The organism is Rummeliibacillus suwonensis, assembly GCF_007896435.1.
Classification (GTDB): domain Bacteria; phylum Bacillota; class Bacilli; order Bacillales_A; family Planococcaceae; genus Rummeliibacillus; species Rummeliibacillus suwonensis.
Map to the genome: position 1 here is coordinate 104,325 of NZ_VCBL01000003.1, position 20,518 is coordinate 124,842.

General features: G+C 36.7%; 16 protein-coding genes. 6 read left to right on the forward strand and 10 right to left on the reverse strand.

From position 1 onward, the window contains the following. Positions 1 to 8: 8 nt before the first annotated feature. The 4 genes from FEU33_RS15940 (at position 9) to FEU33_RS15955 (ending at position 4,304) form a co-directional block, all read left to right on the forward strand. On the forward strand, positions 9 to 1,748 hold the full coding sequence (locus FEU33_RS15940; protein ID WP_146550476.1) for an ABC transporter ATP-binding protein: 1,740 nt from the start codon (positions 9 to 11) through the stop codon (positions 1,746 to 1,748). Positions 1,749 to 1,780: 32 nt separating this feature from the next. Next, a complete protein-coding gene (locus FEU33_RS15945) occupies positions 1,781 to 3,589 on the forward strand; it encodes an ABC transporter ATP-binding protein (protein WP_146550595.1) in 1,809 nt (602 codons plus the stop codon). 168 nt (positions 3,590 to 3,757) lie between these two features. Continuing rightward, on the forward strand, positions 3,758 to 3,943 hold the full coding sequence (locus FEU33_RS15950; protein WP_146550477.1) for a hypothetical protein: 186 nt from the start codon (positions 3,758 to 3,760) through the stop codon (positions 3,941 to 3,943). Between the two features lie 40 nt (positions 3,944 to 3,983). Beyond that, positions 3,984 to 4,304: an antibiotic biosynthesis monooxygenase family protein gene (locus tag FEU33_RS15955; protein ID WP_222433435.1), complete on the forward strand. Its 321-nt coding sequence runs from the start codon at positions 3,984 to 3,986 to the stop codon at positions 4,302 to 4,304. 518 nt (positions 4,305 to 4,822) lie between these two features. On the opposite strand, the gene FEU33_RS15960 is transcribed toward FEU33_RS15955, so the two are convergent. The 8 genes from FEU33_RS15960 to FEU33_RS15995 form a co-directional block, all read right to left on the reverse strand. Then, positions 4,823 to 6,013 carry a M14 family metallopeptidase gene (locus FEU33_RS15960; protein ID WP_146550478.1) on the reverse strand — a complete coding sequence of 397 codons (1,191 nt, stop codon included), beginning with the start codon at positions 6,011 to 6,013 and terminating at the stop codon, positions 4,823 to 4,825. A gap of 631 nt (positions 6,014 to 6,644) precedes the next feature. Beyond that, positions 6,645 to 7,406, reverse strand: a complete 762-nt coding sequence (gene pgeF, locus FEU33_RS15965) for a peptidoglycan editing factor PgeF (protein WP_146550479.1) — start codon at positions 7,404 to 7,406, stop codon at positions 6,645 to 6,647. A gap of 106 nt (positions 7,407 to 7,512) precedes the next feature. Continuing rightward, on the reverse strand, positions 7,513 to 8,901 hold the full coding sequence (bcaP, locus tag FEU33_RS15970; RefSeq protein WP_146550480.1) for a branched-chain amino acid transporter BcaP: 1,389 nt from the start codon (positions 8,899 to 8,901) through the stop codon (positions 7,513 to 7,515). Between the two features lie 772 nt (positions 8,902 to 9,673). Beyond that, on the reverse strand, positions 9,674 to 10,381 hold the full coding sequence (locus FEU33_RS15975) for an ABC transporter ATP-binding protein (protein WP_146550481.1): 708 nt from the start codon (positions 10,379 to 10,381) through the stop codon (positions 9,674 to 9,676). Between the two features lie 21 nt (positions 10,382 to 10,402). Further along, positions 10,403 to 11,173, reverse strand: a complete 771-nt coding sequence (locus tag FEU33_RS15980) for an ABC transporter ATP-binding protein (RefSeq protein WP_146550482.1) — start codon at positions 11,171 to 11,173, stop codon at positions 10,403 to 10,405. An 11-nt stretch (positions 11,174 to 11,184) separates the two neighbouring features. Next, positions 11,185 to 12,507 carry a branched-chain amino acid ABC transporter permease gene (locus FEU33_RS15985; protein WP_146550483.1) on the reverse strand — a complete coding sequence of 441 codons (1,323 nt, stop codon included), beginning with the start codon at positions 12,505 to 12,507 and terminating at the stop codon, positions 11,185 to 11,187. Between the two features lie 10 nt (positions 12,508 to 12,517). After that, positions 12,518 to 13,504, reverse strand: a complete 987-nt coding sequence (locus tag FEU33_RS15990; protein WP_146550484.1) for a branched-chain amino acid ABC transporter permease — start codon at positions 13,502 to 13,504, stop codon at positions 12,518 to 12,520. A gap of 82 nt (positions 13,505 to 13,586) precedes the next feature. Continuing rightward, the gene (locus tag FEU33_RS15995) at positions 13,587 to 14,789 is read right to left on the reverse strand and encodes a branched-chain amino acid ABC transporter substrate-binding protein (protein WP_146550485.1); all 1,203 of its coding nucleotides are present in this window, start codon (positions 14,787 to 14,789) and stop codon (positions 13,587 to 13,589) included. A gap of 262 nt (positions 14,790 to 15,051) precedes the next feature. Here FEU33_RS15995 and FEU33_RS16000 point away from each other — a divergent pair, with 262 nt between their 5' ends. Both FEU33_RS16000 and FEU33_RS16005 read left to right on the forward strand, forming a co-directional pair. Beyond that, entirely contained in the window at positions 15,052 to 15,336 is a 285-nt protein-coding gene (locus FEU33_RS16000) for a MerR family transcriptional regulator (protein WP_146550486.1), read from the forward strand. An 824-nt stretch (positions 15,337 to 16,160) separates the two neighbouring features. After that, a complete protein-coding gene (locus tag FEU33_RS16005; RefSeq protein ID WP_146550487.1) occupies positions 16,161 to 16,520 on the forward strand; it encodes a hypothetical protein in 360 nt (119 codons plus the stop codon). Positions 16,521 to 16,719: 199 nt separating this feature from the next. On the opposite strand, the gene FEU33_RS16010 is transcribed toward FEU33_RS16005, so the two are convergent. Continuing rightward, entirely contained in the window at positions 16,720 to 17,778 is a 1,059-nt protein-coding gene (locus FEU33_RS16010; protein WP_146550488.1) for a hypothetical protein, read from the reverse strand. Positions 17,779 to 18,117: 339 nt separating this feature from the next. Next, complete coding sequence (locus FEU33_RS16015) at positions 18,118 to 20,079, reverse strand: methyl-accepting chemotaxis protein (RefSeq protein ID WP_146550489.1); 1,962 nt, start codon at positions 20,077 to 20,079, stop codon at positions 18,118 to 18,120. Positions 20,080 to 20,518 lie beyond the last annotated feature (439 nt).

Here is a 20,518-nt window from a genome sequence, read left to right on the forward strand (position 1 = left end):
GAAATTTCATGAAGGCTATGAAAAAATTACGGCAATATATTAGGCCATATATATTTTTCGCGATTTTAGGACCGATTTTAATGTGCATTGAAGTAGGAATGGATCTGTTACAGCCAACTATTATGCAAAAGATCATTGATACAGGTATTGCCAATCAAGATAATGCTTATATCACAAAATTATTACTGATCATGTTGTTAAGTGCGTTTATTGGATTGGTGGGAGGGGCAGGGAATTCTGTTTATGCTACAAAAGCAGCTGTTCACTTTGCTACGGATATTCGCCGTGATGTGTTCAAGAAGATTGGACAGTTTTCAAATCATAATACCGATTCATTTGGCACTGGTAAATTGATCACCATTGTAACGAATGATATTGAGGCATTAAAACAAGCCGTCATCATGACATTACGCATCTTGGTAAGGGGTCCTTTATTATTTATAGGTTCTGTCGTTATCGTTTGGTTAACAGCACGTCCATTATTCCCTGTGTTGTTGGTAACAATCCCTATTCTCATTGCCATTATTTATTTCTTTTCCGTAAAGTCAGGGAGTCTTTTTTTGAATGTGCAAAAATCTATGGATCAGGTGAATACAAGGCTTCAAGAAACATTAGCTGGTATCCGGGTCATTAAGGCATTCGATCGTCATGAATACGAAAAGAATCATTTTAAAAATGTCAATGATTCACTTATGAAACGGAATATGAAGGCTGAAAAGTTCATTTTGACCCTAATGCCGATCATGATGTTTATCGTCAATATAGGTATTATCGCCGGTCTCTGGCTGGGTGTTATAAAGGTAAGTGAAGGAACACTTCAGGTCGGTGTTATTTTAGCCTTTATTAACTACTTGAACATTATGATGAATGGATTAATGGGGAGCAGCCAAGTATTAATGCAAATTGCTCGTTCATTTCCTTCTGCTGAGCGAGTTGTTCAAGTGCTTGATACAGAAATTGATATTAGTGAGCACAATCACCTTGCGACGAAGCAAAACATATGTGGCGAAGTGGAATTTAGACAGGTGAATTTTAGCTATAGTAAAAATGGTGAGCACGTACTTAGGAATATTTCATTCAAAGCAGAGGCAGGACAGACAATAGGTATTATTGGTTCAACGGGTAGTGGAAAATCCACACTGATGAAGCTTATTCCACGTTTGTATGACCCCGATTCAGGCGATATTTTTATAGATGGGGTCAATATAAAGGATTTACCACTTGAAAAACTTCGCACAGCCATTGGGTTCGTTCCGCAAAAAGCTACTTTATTTTCAGGAACGATTGCGAACAATTTACGTTTTGGCAAAGATGATGCAACGGCTGATGACATGGAACAAGCTACACACGCAGCAGCTGCTAGTGAGTTTATCGGTAGATTTGATAGACAGTATGAGCATCAGCTTATGCAGGGAGCGACTAATTTATCCGGCGGTCAAAAGCAACGAATATCTATGGCACGTGCTTTTATCCGTGAGCCGCGTGTATTAATCTTGGATGATTCAACTTCAGCTATTGATGCTCTATCAGAATTAGTCGTACAACAGGCATTAAGAAAAAATGGTGCCAATACGACTTTGTTTATCGTTTCCTCTAAAATTTCCTCCATTATCGATGCAGATCAGATTCTAGTCATGGAGGATGGAAGAATTGAAGCCAGTGGTACACATGATGAGCTACTAGCAAAAAGTAAAGTATATCGTGATATCTATTTTTCGCAAAGTGGAAGGGAGGTTAACAGTATATGAATAAACCCGCTTCACAATCGAATCCTAATATCATGAGCCGTGGGCGCGGGCCGAGAGGATTTAGAGGTCCAGTTGAAAAAGCAAGAGATCGGAAGGGAACCATCAAACGGATTTGGTTCTATATGGAGAAGGAAAAAGTAGCATTAGTTGCTTCGATTATTTGTGTGATTCTTGCCACTCTCCTCGGTCTTCTTGGACCTTATCTCATTGGGATCATTATTGATGAATACATTATTCCAAAAGATATTACGGGAACGTTCAAACATTTATTTTTGCTGGCAGCAGTTTATATACTGACCGCTGTGTTCACTTGGCTTCAAATGTTTATGATGATTCGCGTATCACTACAAACGATTCGAAAGTTGCGACAGGATTTATTTGATAAATTTCAAACCCTATCCTTAAGATTTTTTGATAGGCGAACTCATGGTGATCTTATGAGCAGGGTCACGAATGATATAGATAGCCTGAATAATGCACTAAGCCAAAGCGTCATACAAATCTTGTCGTCCGTTTTAACGGTTTTGGGTATCATGATAGCTATGTTCTCCCTAAATTGGATGCTAGCCATTGCGACATTTCTGATTATTCCATTAATCATTTTTTCTACGAAAAAATTGATTACTTATAGCAGCAGTCATTTTATAAAAAGACAGAGAGATTTAGGCGAGTTAAATGGATTTGTCGAAGAGTCTATTTCAGGAAGTGAAGTGATAACGCTTTTTGGAAAAGAGGAAAAAATAAATCACCAATTTTCAGAAGTCAATGAAAGATTGCGTCAATCAGCTACGGATGCTGATATGGTTTCTGGATTTCTCGGACCTGTCAATAACTTTATTAACAATATTGGGCTTAGTTTTGTCATAGCGATTGGTGCGATCATGACTGTGAATGATATGGCATCAATTGGGATTATAGCTGCTTTTGTCACCTATTCCCGACAGTTCTTTCGCCCGATCAACCAACTTTCTAATTTGCTGAATATGTTTCAGTCTGCTATTGCTGGTGCGGAGCGTGTATTTGAGATCATGGACGAGGCACCGGATTTGATAGATAAAGAGAATGCCATTGTCGTAGATTCATTTAAAGGCGATGTTGAGTTTTCCCATGTTCACTTTGCTTATGAGGAAGGCAAACCTATTTTAAAAAATATTGATTTCCAAGTCAAATCAGGTGAGAAAATTGCCCTTGTAGGTCCGACGGGTTCAGGGAAAACGACCATTATCAATTTGCTGATGAGGTTTTATGATGTGACGTCTGGTGAGATCAAAGTGGATGGTCATGATATTCGGGATTATCAAATAAGCGGGCTGCGAAAAAAAATCGGGATCGTGCTTCAAGATACCTATTTATTTTCCGGAACGATTATGGAAAATATTCGTTACGGATGTTTGGAAGCGACAGATAAGGAAGTTATCGTAGCAGCAAAACTAGCATCGGCACACCAATATATTAAGCATTTACCAGAAGGCTATCATACAGTCATTATGTCCGGCGGAACCAATTTAAGCCAAGGCCAGCGTCAATTGTTAGCGATTGCTAGAGCCATTTTAGCCAATTCGGATATTTTGGTCCTTGATGAGGCAACATCTAGCATCGATACAAATACCGAAGTCGAAATTCAAAAAGGTATCCATCGGTTAACGAAAGGAAAAACCAGTTTTGTCATTGCGCATCGTTTGAAAACCATTGAAAATGCGGATCGTATTTTGGTCATTCATCATGGTGAAATCATCGAGTCGGGCACACATCAAGAGCTTTTACAGAAAAAAGGATTTTACTTCAATATGTATGAAAGCCAGTTCAATATCCGAGAAAAAATAAATAGCAAAGCTTTGTAGAAATGGACTATGATTTTTAAATCATAATAGATAGCGATTAATCTCATTGTTTTATGTTCCGCTCCATAATCACTGAGATGGGGATAGTAAAAATTATTTTGAAAAGGATGTTTGAGTTTGTCCCGCTTTAACGGGCAGTAAGACCCCCATCTCAAGATTTAGAGAGAAATGAGAAAGATAGATGGGGGATCAACTGCCCATAAAAGTCCGATTGATTCGGGTCAACAGGATGTTGGTCACTCAGGTGTTACCACAGGACGTGGTGCTTTTCACTTAAGTTCCTCTGTTTCAGTGGGGATGAAGAAAACCCCCACTGATGGAGTTTCACTTTATTCTTCAAACTTTGCATTATAAATGGGTTCAAACCACTATAAAAAGAATAGGAGATGTTATCATGTTTGTTCAAATGAAAAAAATAACTATTACAGAGGGTCATGCAGATAAGATAATTGAACGTTTTGGTGGAAAAGGAATCGTAGAAGAACAGGAAGGTTTCATTGATGCAACTGTAATGGTCAAAAAGGTTCATCGTGGCGATGAAGAGGTAGTTATTATGATTAGATGGGAATCAGAAGAATATTGGAAGAAGTGGGAAAAAAGCGATGCACATATTGCTGGACATAAAGCAAACAGAGGAAAACCAAAGCCAGAATTTATCATTCGTACAGAGGGCGAATTATACGAAGTAAAAACAGTTAAAAACAGAGTGCAATAATTATTTATAGATTCAAAAGCTTCTCAAATATTGTTAGTCAGAGTAAATCTGAAATAGCATCGTCTGAAAATTAGGGATTCAGGCTTTATCACATATGAACAGGCAGCAAGCCACCGCTTGAAGTCTCAAGTGAAGTAAGAGGAATTGAGAGTTTCTTAATTAGAAATCATTGAAATACCACTACCTGTACTGGTAGTTTCATTATAAAGTAAAATGACCGTTGAAAGTTCAATGAAATGCAACTTTCAACGGCTAAATGAACATATTGGACTTTTTCAGTGACCTCAGCATTCGCCCAAGGAAAAAAGCAAGCGATCCGTAGCGGAAATCAATAGGTTATCTAATTTCTATGTCAAGAACAAATTTTGGTGTAGCACCAAAATTATACAACCAATATATTTAGTTCTTAATCAAGAACAACTTTGATGTGAACTATACTTTTTAAAAACTTTTTGGATAATCCTTGATATCCGAAAACAGGAAGACCTTTCGATCATTGCTGATTTATATGATCCATTTTAAAGATATAAACCCGCAAGAAAAATCCCTAATACTTTTTGATAGATTTCATCAAACTGGTTGATAGGAAGTGGGTTTACACCATGTCCGATTTCAACAGTAAATCCGGGTTTTCGCCAGTCCTGAATGAACCAGTCCTTATATCCAGCATAACTTTCTATGTTTCGAACAGGTTCGTACCCGCTCACTCTGCTGAACTCCTCCACCATAGCTTCAGATTCAGCAGGTTCCAGATTTTCAAATCCCCAATAGATTTCTTCGCCTTGCGTATGAAAGGCAAGTACTCTAGCAAAATGGCTTTTTTTAGTCAGCTCCGCCATCGCGATTGCTTCAGGCTCAGATAAAGGTTTTTCGCCGCCATAATCTCTTGGCCCAGGACTTTTAGGATTGCGTGCTCTTTCTTTTTGCCATTCAGCAGGGAATTGATCATTTAGATCAACACCTCTAATATTTGCTTTCCAACCTGAAAAGTCCCAACTATTATTGTTCCAGCTAACGACTTGATTTCTCCATGCTTCATTAGCTGGTGGACCATTCAACACTAGATTAACACCATCCGGATTGACCATTGGCACAATGGATAATGATGTTTGCTGATAGAGATTCGATGGGGAGATATCTCGAATGGTTTTAGAATTTGTTAGAGATAGTAAATAATCATTTAAAAACGTCATAACAATTGGTGTTGTAATCCACTCATTTGCATGAAACGATGCGTTGTAATGAACCTTTTTATCTCCAATTCCCACTTTAAGCTCGGGTATTTCATGACCTAGAACAGAATTCCCTATAGTAGAAACCTTTAAAAATGGATAAATGCTTTGTAGATGTCTAATATCATTCATCATAATATCGTAGTCATAATCTTGCTTTCCAAATATTATTTTTGAAGTAACTCTTTTAGGAATTTGGATCGTTTGCCCAATTTGTAGATGATAAGGATCGAGGTTCAGGTTTGCCATAAGAATCATATCCACTGATATGCCTTTTTTTCTAGCAATGTTCCATAAGGAATCCCCTGATTTAATCTGATAGTTGTTCGTTATAAATCCTGGAATTTTGATTTTCTGATGAATGATAAGATTTTGTGGATGGATCGTTGGATTCGAATCAATGATTAATTGAAGATGAATTCGAAATAATTGGCTATAAAGCCATAGTGAATCTCCGGGTCTAACAAATATGTCCAAGTTATTCCTCCCTCTCTATAAAAGTTTTAATCACAAAAACATATGATATAGGTGGGTGGAGTTTATTGTAAGCCCACATTCAAGACGCCAATAAAAACAGTGGGAGCCTCGTCACTGAAAAGGTCAATTCATCTCCAAACGTAATAAAAATCGGCTGTTTGGTTCATGAATGAAAGAAAAAATTTTATTGAAAATTCTGAAGAGGAGCTTATTAAGCAAGCTTAAAAGTATCCAGATGCAATGAAATTAGTGTGTAATGGATCATCATCCTTCAAAGAAAGGGCGGAAAGCAATAATCCGCTACTAGCAAATTGTATGATGATATGGAGCGATATATGATTTAAAAGATAAAGCCTATGATTACACTTAAAGAAGATCTAAGAAGTAGATGCTAAATGATTGCCTATACTAAAAAGGCATTTATCCCGCTTTAACGGGCAGTAAGACCCCCATCTCAAGATTTAGAGAGAAACGAGAAAGATAGAGGGGCGATCAACTGCCCATAAAAGTCCGATTGGTTCGGGCCAACAGGATGTTGGTCACTCAGGTGTTGCCACAGGACGTGGCGTTTTTAACCTGAGTTCTTCTAGCTCAGTGGGGGATGAAGAAAACCCCACTGATGGAGTTTTCTTCATCCCTTTTTCATAATAAAGGTTAAGTGTCTGCCAGCTTGTTTATCCTGGCGATAAGAGAAGCCTTCAGGGTTTAAATATGTGCACGTGGGATCGACTGTAATTTGTTCGGTAGGGATGCCTGCCAGTTCGCATTGCTTTTTTACGGTTTGTTGATTATCAATATGATATTTATGAGTTTGATCATTGTAATACATAAAGTCATCTGCATAGCCAAGTGCTTTAAACTGGAGATATACATCTTCATCCACTTCAAATTTTTCTTGACTCAATGCTGTTCCAATGTAGATATGCAAGTTGTTTGGACGACAATGTTCAGCATTTTTTAAAAGTTCAAATGTTTTTAACGAAATTTCCTGAATAGTTCCCTTCCAACCAGAATGAATAACACCTATAATCCCTTTTGCCGCATCATAAAAAGTTATGGGAACACAGTCTGCTGTGAAAGAGCCCAGAAGGAGGTTTGGTTCGTCAGTATATAGTGCATCCGTATTTTGGATGGCTGTATGGTTACTTTCGGCACCTTTACCTTGATCATCTAATGTTACTTTATGGATATTAGCGCTATGTGTTTGGTTAGCGCAAACCAATTGATCTAAACCACAATTTAAAGTAGCAGCTAATTTTTTACGATTTTGGATGATATGGTCAGGGTTTAAACATGTATGAAGTGCCATATTTCCTTCTTCAGGTTCATGAGGATCTCTCATCGTAATTCCTGCAATAAAACGTTCATTATCCAAATAGATATTTGTTTTCATAATCATCACCTAATTTTAATATATATGAATGGTTTCGAGAAGTATAGGCATTTGGTAAGAGGAAAAAAAAGCCCTTATGATAACGAGTCATAAGGGCTGCTTTTGATCATTTGTTCAATAAGCTATGTCTTCTACCATAAATAAAGTAAATGACTAAGCCAACAACCATCCAAATACCACAGAAGATAAATGTATGTGTGGATAATTGTGACATTAAGAAAATGCACAAGACAAAGGAGATAATAGGAACGAATGGATAAAACGGTACTTTGAATCCATCATTCGGGGTTTCTTTGTTCTTCCGTAAAAGAATTACACCAATTGATACAAAAGTAAATGCTAATAAAGTGCCCATATTAACCAGTTCAGTCAGCTTATCTAACGGAACAAAACCTGCGCAGAATACGATGAGAGTAGCTGTAATCCATGTATTTTTGGCGGGTGTTTGATGTTTTGGGTTAACTTCAGACAGGATCTTTGGCAATAAACCATCACGACTAAATGCATAAATAAGACGAGTTCCACCGTAAAGCATAACTAGTATTACGGTCATCATCCCGATAACTGCACCTAGTGAGATGATACCTGAAATCCAATCTTGATGAACAAGTTGCATCGCAAAGCTGACAGGATTGTCAACATTCAATTTTGTATAAGGAGCCATTCCTGTTAAAACAAGTGAAACAGCTACATACAAAACAGTACAGATAAGCAATGATCCAATTATCCCAATCGGCATATTACGTTGCGGCTTTTTCACTTCTTCAGCGGCTGATGATACAGCATCAAAGCCGAGATAAGCGAAGAATACAAGAGCTGCACCAGATAAAACGCCTTTCATCCCAAATGGCATAAGAGGTTTCCAGTTTGCAGGTTCTACATAAAATACCCCTACTACAATAAATAGTAAAACAACTGAAACCTTCAAGCCAACCATGATTGTGTTCAATCTAGCCGACTCTTTCACTCCGATCGTTAATAGGAATGCAGTGATAAAGATAATGACGATTGCAGGTAAGTTAACAAACGTACCATTTGCCGGATCAAATGCACCGGAAAAAGCCTTTGGTATATGGATATTAAAACCGGCTAACAATGAGTTCAGATATGCAGACCATCCTGTAGCAACAGCTGCAACAGCTAACCCATATTCTAGTAATAAAGACCATCCAACGATCCAAGCGATCACTTCTCCAAATACCACATAAGTATAGGTGTATGCACTTCCTGTTACAGGGATCGATGAGGCAAACTCAGAATAACACATCGCTGCGAATGCACAAACGATGGCTGCAATGATAAAAGAGAAAATAATTCCTGGACCTGCATGTTCAGCTGCTACCGTTCCTGGTAAGATGAAAATTCCTGTCCCGACGATGGCACCGACGCCTAGTAGCATTAAGTCAAATGCACCAAGTGTTTTATTTAATCGAACCTTACCATGCTGATGTAACAACTGATCAACAGATTTTTTTCTGAAAATAGTATTTTTCATTAGATACACTCGATTCTATTAAAAAATCTAAAATATTGATTCATACTTTCTAGCATTTATCCCGCATTAACGGGCAGTAAGACCCCCATCTCAAGGTTTAGAGAGAAGAGAGAAAGATAGGTGGGGGATCAACTGTCCGTAAAAGCCCGATTGGTTCGGGCCAACAGGATGTTGGTCACTCAGGTGTTGCCACAGGACGTGGCGCTTTTAACCTGAGTTCTTCTATTTCAGTGGGGGATGAAGAAAACCCCCCACTGATGGAAGATTCACTTTATCCCGCATGAACAGGCAGTAAGACACCCACTTTGAGATGCAAGTAAAAGTAAAGACAAGTGGGGATCAACTGCCTGTAAAAGCCTGATTGGTTCAACGAACACCCAGTAAGAGGTAAAAAATAAACTGAGTGAAGTTTCACTTAATTGTCTAAATAAGCATGTCTCATTTTTAATTACATAAAAATTCTAAACATTTATATAATGCATGTCAAATATATTTGTCGAATTTGCAGATGTTTTGTCAAATAAAAAGAACTATTCCGAAAATAATAGCTTTTTTATGAGTGGAAATGATATAAAGATTACTGAAATTAAAGAAACTTTATATATAATTTTCGATAAGAAGTGTGTTGATGATCCGGTTTCATCCACTAAAATATTGAATATTAGCTGATTTCCTATAGAATCTGTGTGGATTTTTACCCATAAAAAATAGCATGCTTGATTTCTCCAAGCACACTATTTTTACTTAGGTATCCGGGAATACCCCATATTGTTTAAGCTAAATAAGCTTCTCTGATTTCATCATTTTCGATTAAATCATGTCCTTTACCGCTTAAAACAATTTCACCATTTTGAATAACATATCCTCTATTAGCGATACTTAATGCTTGATAAGCATTTTGTTCAACTAATAATATCGTCATGCCATCTTGATTTAACTGATCGATGATATTAAAGATTTTCTCCACAATAATTGGAGCCAACCCCATTGACGGTTCATCCAACATCAACACTTCAGGTTTCATCATTAAAGCACGACCAATGGCAAGCATTTGTTGTTCGCCACCACTCATGGTTCCACCTTTTTGGTTTAATCTTTCTTTTAGAATGGGGAAGTAGTCATAGACTCGTTCTATTCTTTCTTCGATTACATTTTTCTTTTTTACAGAAAAAGCACCCATTAATAGATTTTCTTTTACCGTTAAATTTGAAAAGATTCTTCTGCCTTCTGGTACATGAGCCATACCGAGCAAGGTGGTTTCATGTGCGGGTTTATTGGTGATGTCTTGATTTTTAAACTTGATAGAACCTGATTTTACTTTTACTAATCCACTTACAGATTTTAAAGTGGTTGATTTTCCGGCGCCATTACTTCCGATTAATGTAACGATCTCGCCTTGATTCACATCCAGTGTAATGCCTCGTAAAGCATGAATGCCTCCGTAATAAGTATTAATATGATCGATTTCTAATATAGACATTTAAACTCGCCCCTTTGCTAACTAATTAACGGCAGCTGATCCTAAATAAGCTTCTATTACTTTTTGATTTGATCGAATTTCATCAGGATTTCCTTCCGCAATTTTTTCTCCATGATCAAGTACAATGATATGTTCTGAAATGCCCATGACAAGCTTCATATCGTGCTCGATGAGTAAAACAGATGTATGAAATTCTTTTCCCATTTGTCGGATGATTTCGGTTAGTTCTTTTGTTTCTTTAGGGTTCATCCCTGCTGCGGGTTCATCCAATAAGATCAATTTGGGTTTAGTTGCAAGAGCTCTCGCTATTTCTAATTTTCTTTGTGCACCATAACTTAAATTACATGCTTTTTCGTTTAATAGAGAAGATAATCCAAAATATTCTAACAAACGATAAGCTTCTTTTTCAGCTTCTATTTCTTCCTTTTTAGTAACAGGGAAATCCAAAAGAATACTTAAGAGATTTGCTTTCAAATGACTATGCATACCGACTAAAACATTTTCAATAACTGACATTTCATCGAACAGCCGAATGTTTTGAAATGTTCGTGAAATGCCTTTTTTGGCGACCATATCAGGCTTAAGTCCGACTATAGATTCGTTGTTTAATTTTATTTCTCCAGATGTCGGTTGATAAACACCTGTTATCATATTGAAAAAAGTCGTTTTACCAGCTCCATTTGGTCCAATAACAGCTGTAATAGAGTCTTCCTCAACGGTCATAGATACATTACTATTGGCTGTTAAACCACCAAATTGCTTTGTGATGTTTGTTACCTCTAATATTGGCATATGCATTCCTCCTAAGAGTAAATCTTTGTCTGTTCCTTAGAATCTTTGTCTTTCAATGTAGTCATAGGATTTCCTTTTGGATCATTGTCTTTAGAATTTGATTTGTCAGATGCTAATTTTTTTTCGTCAAAAACCCTATTCTTAGCAGGAATCAATCCATTGGTTTTATACAATGCGAAAATGATCAGCAATGCGCCAAATATAAATTTTTGCATTTTAGCAGGGGATAATGCATCAGGGATTGAAACAACTCCACTAAGATTTAGTTGGTTTACCCAGTTGGTTAACTCGGTTAAGACTTGCAAATTTAGTATGGTAACAACGGCTGCTCCAAGAATTACCCCAGGAACACTCCCCATACCCCCAAGTACGACCATTACTAGAATCGTGAAGGATTCCATCAATGTAAAACTTGTCGGATCAATAAATTGTTGTTTTGCTGCGAAGACAACGCCCATCATTCCGGAAAAGGATGCCCCAAGTGCAAAAGCCATTAGTTTTGTTTTAACGAGTGGAATACCCATCGCTTGAGCTGCAATTTCATTTTCACGTATAGCCTTCCAAGAACGTCCAAGCTTTGAACGTTCTAATCTTAGAACAGCAAAGAGTGTAAAGAGTAAAATGACAAGTGTGACAAAGTAAAATTGATTTGGAAAAGAAAGTTCATATCCAAAAATTTTAGGATGCGCAACGGATGCGATCCCCATAGCACCACCAGTAAAATTGATAGGAGAATCACTATTGTTAAATACAATACGAATAATTTCTCCAAATCCTAATGTAACAATTGCTAAATAGTCTCCCTTAACCCTTAATACTGGAACACCGATTAACACACCAGTAATCGCAGCAGCAATTGCACCAATGATTAAGAATGCCCAAAAGCTGTTACCATCTAAAGGATAGTGACCAAATGGCATAAAGTTTGAGGCTTGAGGAGTGGCAAAGATGCTATAGGCATATGCGCCAACAGCAAAGAATGCAATGAATCCCATATCCAATAATCCGGCCATCCCGACAACAATATTAAGACCTAAAGCCATTGAGACATATATGCCAACCATAGTCGCAACTTCCATATAGGATTGAAAAGCGGGACCACCGCTAGATGCAAATGGAATGAGTATAAATAACAAAATGAGACCAATCATCCATTTTGTGCGATTTTTAAGATTCATGTAATAAAGAAATAATAGAGATGATAGTAAAAGTAAAAAAGATATAACCGATTTTTGTGAAAAATACAGTGCTAAAGATGTCACGATGACAAATGCTACAAATAAAATGAGTTGGGGCGTTTTATGTAGCTTGAAAGCTGAGAGTTTTTCTTTCATGATCTTTCACCTACACTTTCTCAGCCACAGGTTTACCTAATAAACCTTCTGGCTTAAAGATTAGAACTAGAATTAAAATAGCAAAAGCAAAAACGTCTTTATATTCGGCTCCTAGAACGCCACCTGTTAATAATGAAAGGTTAGCAGCTGCAAACATTTCAAGTATCCCTAAAATAATTCCTCCAAGCATGGCGCCACGGATATTACCAATACCGCCTAATACCGCTGCCGTAAATGCTTTTAAACCTAGGATAAATCCAATGTAAGGGTCAATGGTTCCATATTGAACAGCAAACAAAACGCCTGTTGCGCCACCTAATGCTGAGCCTACAAAGAAAGTAACAGAGATGATTTTGTTGACATTAATGGACATAAGGGCAGCGGTATCACGATCAAGAGAAACTGCGCGCATGGCTGTGCCGTATTTTGTTTTGTTAACAAAGAAGTCAAGTGCGATCATTAAGATTATCGCTATGATAAGTACAAGCAAGAAAGAGGTTTTAAAGCTAGAATCATGAAAGACACTTGAAATGGAGGAAGTAGGTATATGAATTTGCTTTGTAAATAAGGATGGGCCTGTTATAATATAATTTCCTTTTGCTAGCTCTGCTATGAAACGAACAACATCTTGAAGGACAAAGGAAATTCCTATAGCAGTTATAAGCGGGATAAGCCTTGGAGCGTTCCGAAGAGGACGATATGCAACTCTTTCAATTCCCATTCCAAGAAAACCAGTTAGAACAGCGGCAACCACTAACATAATAATGACCACTAATATGGATGGGATAGAATGTAGTAATCCCATACTTGAAAATGCAATAAGGATAGCAGTGCCAATAAATGCACCTGACATAAAAATTTCACCATGAGCAAAGTTGATTAACTGTAAAATGCCGTAAACCATCGTATATCCAAGGGCGACAACTGCATAAACAGTACCAAGTGTAAGGCCATCTATTAAAACTTGAGGCAAGCTCTGAATCATTTCATGAAGCATAATAATCCCCCTTTATAAACAACTTCTTTTGATAAATAAGAGTGTTGAGAGGAATATCTCAACACCCCATGTAAACAATTGATTATTGACTAACTTCTCCTTGAAGTGCAGGAGGATAGCTAGCTTTATCGAATTTATACAAGAATACTTTCGCTTTCGTGTTGTCCCCTTTATCATCGAAGGAAACTTCTGTTAGAGCCCCTTTGTAATCTTTTACAGCACGTACGGCTTCAGCGACTTTTTCTTTAGAAGGTAATTTATCGCCATTTGCTTTAATAGCGTCTTCTATACCTTTCAGTAAAACCCCCATAGAGTCATAACCATAAACGGAATAAGATTCGGCTTTTTTATTAAATTTCGCTTTATAATCTTCTACGAATTTTTTACCACTTTCTGTTTTTGTACTATCACCAGCAACAGAAGTAATATAAGTATTTGCAACTTTATCACCGGCAATGTCGACTAAACCTGATGAGTCTAAACCGTCACCACCCATAATTGGAACATCAATGCCCTTTTCACGAGCTTGTTTAATAATTAAACCGCCTTCAGCATAAAGACCTCCAAAGTAGATGACGTCAGGGTTCTGAGACTTAGCTTTATTGATTACACCGTTAAAATCTTTTTCACCAACAGTGATACCTTCATAACCTACTACCTTTGCACCTTGACTTTCAATTGCCTTTTTGAATTCATCTGCTAAACCTTGTCCATAAGCTGTTTTATCTTGAATAATAAATGCTGTTTTGGCACCTAATTCTTTTACTGCATATTCTGCACCAGCTGGTCCTTGGAAATCATCTCGTGCAACGATACGATTGACTGTTTTCAATCCCCGTTCTGTAACTTCAACTGCTGTAGCAGCTGGAGAAACCATAGCTACATGATACTTTTCATATACTTCCGAAGATGGAATCGTAACCCCAGAATTTAAGTGACCGATAATACCATAAATTTCTTTATCTGCTCCAATTACGTTGGCATTAGAAACACCTTTTTTAGGGTCACCTTGGTCATCATATGGTTCAAGTTGAAGCTTGTAACCAAGCTTTTCGAATTTTTTACTTTCTTCTTCTAATTTAAGTTGTGCACCGAGTTTAAGTGCTTCACCTAAAATAGCAGAACCCCCAGAAAGAGGCGATTGGGTAGCGATTTTAATGACTTTTCCTCCAGATCCGCCTGAATCCCCATCAGATGAATCAGAAGATTTGGAAGAGCATCCTGCAAGAACCCCTGCGATTAAAGCTCCAGAAAGTAATAGAGTTAAAGATTTTTTAAATTTCATAATAAACCCCCTCTGTTTTTATTCAATCCATTACGAAGTTTGCAAATTGGATTTACCTTAGTATATTTATTAAACTATAAAAAAACACTAATAATGTAAGAAAACATTACACACTTTTTTAGAAAACAAGTATAATTTTAAAATAATGATAGAAATGTAATCATTTCATGTTAAAAAAAATAACATAACAAGGTTGCATTTATAAGCTTTAAAATGTAAAATAATATCATAATTTTCTGTTAATTTTAAAGGAGGGATTTTTATTACTTGGAATGATGATTCATATAAGGAGAAGAAAGTAATTTCTATTGGTACAGTCAGTGAATTAACGGGACTTACAGAAAGACAAATTCGTTATTATGAAGACAGAAAACTCGTATTCCCTGAGAGGTCGAAGAAAGGGATGAGAAAATATTCATTTCAAGATATTGAAATCTTAATCGAAATAGCCAATCAGTTAGAAGAAGGAATATGGACAAGTGAAATACGGAAGGAACTAAAACGGCGAAATCAACCTTTACAGAATGATGAGGCTTGTCAGTATTAATTGAAGGATGATGACGCTTGTGGAAACAATCTCTTCAAACAAAAATACTTCTTAAATCCCATATTTGGGGATAAGAAGTATTGGCTTATTTGAATTGGTCATATAAGCAGTATAAAAATAAAACAGGTAGCTCGTCCGTTCAGCAACCTGTTTTATTGATAAATATGAAATTTAAATCACATGCAGTTTAATGGGATGGAGCTGAAATTCAATACTTGTATGATCTTGATACATGCTAAAGGTGACTTAAAAGCAGTAATTTGTACTTTTAAGTCACCTTTTTATCTGTTTATCCCGCATTAATCGGCAGTAAGATCCTGTTCTTCAAGAAATGGGAGGGATAAAGAGGGGAAGTAATTATTTATAAAAGCACGATTAATTCAACGATATTTTGATTATGGTCAAATTAAAAAATGCCAGAAAATTTTTCTTATATTACATATTGAAATCTGACTAATTGGGTAGAAGTGATTCTTGGCTTACGGCCTCCTTGTGTTTTTTCTTAATGGGTTTTCTGAGCTGAGATCTTTTTTGCCTTAACATTTGTTTTTGCCTTTTTCTCAGTATCAATTTTAATGGCTGATTCCTCGGCAACATTTTCTGCAATTTTTCTCTCCTATTCCACTTTTTTAAAGGATAGAATGCTAAAAAATAACCTGTACTAATTTTTATGCGAAAGATAATGAAATTATGAGGTGATTGTTAGGGGAGATAACTGCTTTTACTTTTTTGCAGGTAATTTTTAATTATTCGTTTACATTTGATTCATAATTTTATATAATACCAATAAGATAACTAGAGATTAAAGCAAAGGAGAGGTTGAGATGAATACAAATGCCTTTTTTAGATCAACAATGGCGAATAATTTTGCAACTAGAAAATTTTTCAAAAGAGTAGCGAGCGATATGGAAAGTCAACTAAAAGAATGGCACAAAGGTTATCAAGTTTCAGTTGAAACATGGAGAATCTATTCATTATGCGTTCAAAATGGGGAAAATACGTATCAAGTCGCATTGTCTAAAAACCTTGTAGACATTCTTCAACATGAAGCTCCTTATGCATTAGATAGGGCACTTTGGAGAGGTTTAGTAAGCCAAGGGTTGGCCTTACAAAAAACACAAGGCAATTACTTAGATACTGTGTTAGATGCCTATGATTATGAACAACAGAAGCTTGCTTTATAGCATAAAGTGAAGTGGGAATATGACTGGCCAGCTAAGATGGGATAAAAGTTAACAAAGAAGTGGCCGGCACAAAACTTTATTAAAATAAACAAACCGTATGAAATCAAATGTATTAGTCTTGATTTCATACGGTTTTATTTTCAGCATTTGCACGAAAATCAATTGGTTTTCAGCTCATGTCGCAGTCCCTGTTTCATATTTAAGAGTCCCTGCCTTCGATAGCGACACTTTGGCTTTCTGTTTTAAATTGTTGATCATCCCAATACAATATATTTTGTATATAACCAAGACCGTCCGCGTGATATCTGCCGGCAATCTTTTGAAATGCTAGAAGTTCATATATGCCGTTCCGATCAAAATCGACCGGATACAGTCCACTTAAAGGATCGACCCAACCCTCTATAGGTGCTTTTAATGTACCATCGGGATTATAAATTTCTGCTAGATATTCTTTACCTTTATAACGAATATCTAAAATATACCGTTTCTTTGGATGTGAACTAGTGACGCTCATTTTATAAAAATCCTCATAATTGACCGTATATTTGGATTGTTGCTGATAGGCCTCACCATCAAATATTTGACGCGTTTTCCCATCGACATAGGTATAGATTTCTGTGTAGATGATTCCACCGCTACCCCCTGTATCTATAGTGACCAATATATCATCGACATGATTACCTGTGAAATCCCCAAGAAAAATAGTTGGGTTATATCCGCTATTTTCTTTTAAGGCTATTTTTTCATAAGTATTTTTTGAATGCTGGAAGATAATAAGGTTAATATTTTGCCAGTAGGGGCTATCTGGTTTTTTAGTACCGGTTAAATAGACTGTATCGATCATGCCGTCGCCTGTGACGTCTCCATAACTTTTGGCAATAACAACTTGTGAAGTATCTACAGGTAGTCTTTCAAAACCGTTTGGCGTCCATTGTAAATAATCTAAATAAGAAGGTAATTGTTGGGTCTGCCATTCAATGACCAATGCCTTTTTTGTACTACGTTTGATTTTTATCGGATATAGTCCGGCAATCGTATGTTCATCAATTTTAAGGTGAATCATTGGCTGCCACTGAGAATGGATCTGTTTGAGCAAGAGAAGGAAAGTATTCCCTTGATAAACATAGGCGGTAACTAGTTCCTCTATGGAATCTCCATCTACATCAACATGTTGAACAACAGGACCTATTTGTGGCAATTCTAAAATAGAGGCAGTGGGAGGTAGAAAATGTCTTATAAATTGGAGATCATTATTCATCTTCAATCACACCTTTTTTATATCAATTTATGCTGAGTAGCCATTTATATGAAAAAAGAAGGTTTTTTCTTAAATAAAAGCGGTTCTATTGGTGAAGTTTTACCATTAGAACCGCTTTAAATAAATCATTATTTTTCCTACCATAGGGAGCAGACAGTAAGCACTCGCTTCTTCAAGCCATAAATAACAAGCAAAAAATAGGGGAGCAACTGCCTGATAGGCCCGATTGCTTCGGGCCAACAAGATGTTGGCCCCTCAGGTGTTGCCACAGGACGTGGGCCTTTAACCTGAGTTCCTCTAGTTCAGTGGGGGATGAAGAAAACCCCCACGGATGGAGTTTCACTTTATTTTGAATTGTTGTACGACCATTTGCAATTCTTCAGATAATTTCACGAGTTGTCCAACCGATGCTTCCATAGATTCCATAGAGGATAGAGTTTCTTCTGTAGAAGCGGCTACTTCCTCAGAGGCAGCAGCATTGTCTTTAGCATGATCATTTAATTCAAGTGCAGTAGCCGATAATTCTTGGGCAGATGCGGATATTTGTTCTGCAGTAGCCGATACATTTTCAATCTTTGGCGTAATATCCCGCATACTTGCGATAATCGCTTCGAATTTAGTAGCTGTATCTTGAGAAATGGTGATCCCTTTTTGTACGTCTTCTAAAGTATTTAGCATGATATTGACGGTTTCTCCAGAATCTTGTTGGACAGCTGTAATCAGTTCTGCAATTTTGCTAGCAGACTGTTGAGAGCTTTCTGCAAGTTTCCGGACCTCTTCTGCAACGACAGCGAATCCTTTACCATGTTCCCCAGCACGTGCTGCTTCGATGGAGGCATTCAGCGCTAGCAAATTGGTTTGATCGGCTATGTTACCGATGATATCTAGAATGGCACCGATTTCTTTCGTGCGATCATATAGAGATCTGATTTTAGTATCAGATTTTGTCACTGATTGATGGATGGAATCCATTTGAGCGACTGTATCTTGAAGGGAATGCTGTCCATCTTCAGCCTGCTGTGTTGCATGTGTAGATAGTGCTGATACTTCTGAAGTATTATCTGCAATAATCGTAATCCCTTTTGAAATTTCTTCTATAGCATTGCTGTTATGCTCAATGTTAGTCGTTTGCTGTTCTGTATTCATCGAAACTTGTTGCATGGCAGAAGCAATTTGCTGTGCTGCTATCATATTTTGATCAGTGCTTGCTGCAAGCTCTTCAGCAGAAGAACGAACAAGGGTTGAACTCGTATTGACTTTATGGATAAGAGATGTGAGATTATCCTTCATAGTATTAAATGATTTCGCAAGTTCGCCAATTTCGTCATTAGAATGAATGACGATGCTCTCCGTCAAATTTCCTTCACTCATCTTATGAGCGTTTGTTTCCAACTTCTTGATAGGGTTCACAATTGAACGAACAATCATAAGGACTAACATACTCCCTACAATTAAAAATAGAATCTGTACAGCCAAAAATGTATATAGTGTTGACATCACGGCTTTTGTAGCTTCGGAATCATATGTTGTAGCAATCACTTTCCATCCTGTTAACTGATTGGTTGTATATATAATGTGATGTTTATGATTGTCTGTTTGTCCTGTTTCGTTAGCCATAACCGTTTTCATATATTTCTCTGAAGCAATTGTGCCGCTTTCCTTATGAGGATGCGAAATAATGGTTTTATGATTATCGACTAAAGTGATAAAACCTTTTTGACCAATTTTCACTTTATTTGCAATCTCTCGAAGAGTATCGATATTAATGTCAATACCGACAACACCGGTACCATCTTGTAATTTTTTTGAAATCGTTATGACTAAATTACCGGAAGTTGAGGATGTATATGGTTCTGTAATAATGACCTTTCCGTTATTTTGCATAGCTTCTTGATACCATGGGCGTTTTCGAGGGTCATAGTCTTTTGGATATTTGAAGTATGGCATTCGAATCATTTGTCCCTTTACTGTACCGATGTATGCCATTGCAGCCTCTGGATGCTCATTAACATATTGATCTAAAATTTTACGTAAGTCTGAGTCTTTGGAGATATCTAAAGTTGACGATGTAATCTTTTTGGAAAAGTATTCTACATCATGTGTTTTGGCTTGAATAGTGTTTGTAATCTGGGTATTTAATAGATTGATGTTCACTTTAGCACTATTGATCTGATCTTCTTCGATTTGATTTTTAGTACTACTATAAGAGATAACACTTAAAACGGTGGAAGGAATGATTAGAATGACTAAAAATGCACATATTAATTTACTTCGTAACTTCCAATTAGAAAATAGTTTCATTTAAAGATGACCTCTCTATGTAGATTTATATTTCATATGATTTTGATCTATGTCTATAGTCTATTTATAATTATCAGACGAATAGCATAAATAATATCATATTTTTAATTTTTCAGGTCAATTTTACCACGATTTGAAAGAAGTGTATTGAGTCTTTATTCATAAAAATACATATTTTGAGTAACAATTTAAGTATTTTCTGTATAAAAAACTTTTTATGTGCAGGTTTAGGGGAAATCTCTTATGAAAGTTTACTTCTGTTAGAAGATGTTTAGACACTATTTTGAATCAAAGACATCATTGAACGATCGTGTCAACGTTCATCCGTTACTGCAAGTATAATCAATAGCCTGATGCTATATAATAGAAATTCAGCAAAAAAGCATCCTGAATGATTAGAAACAGTGGCGTTCCAATAATCAGGATGCATTTTTATCCC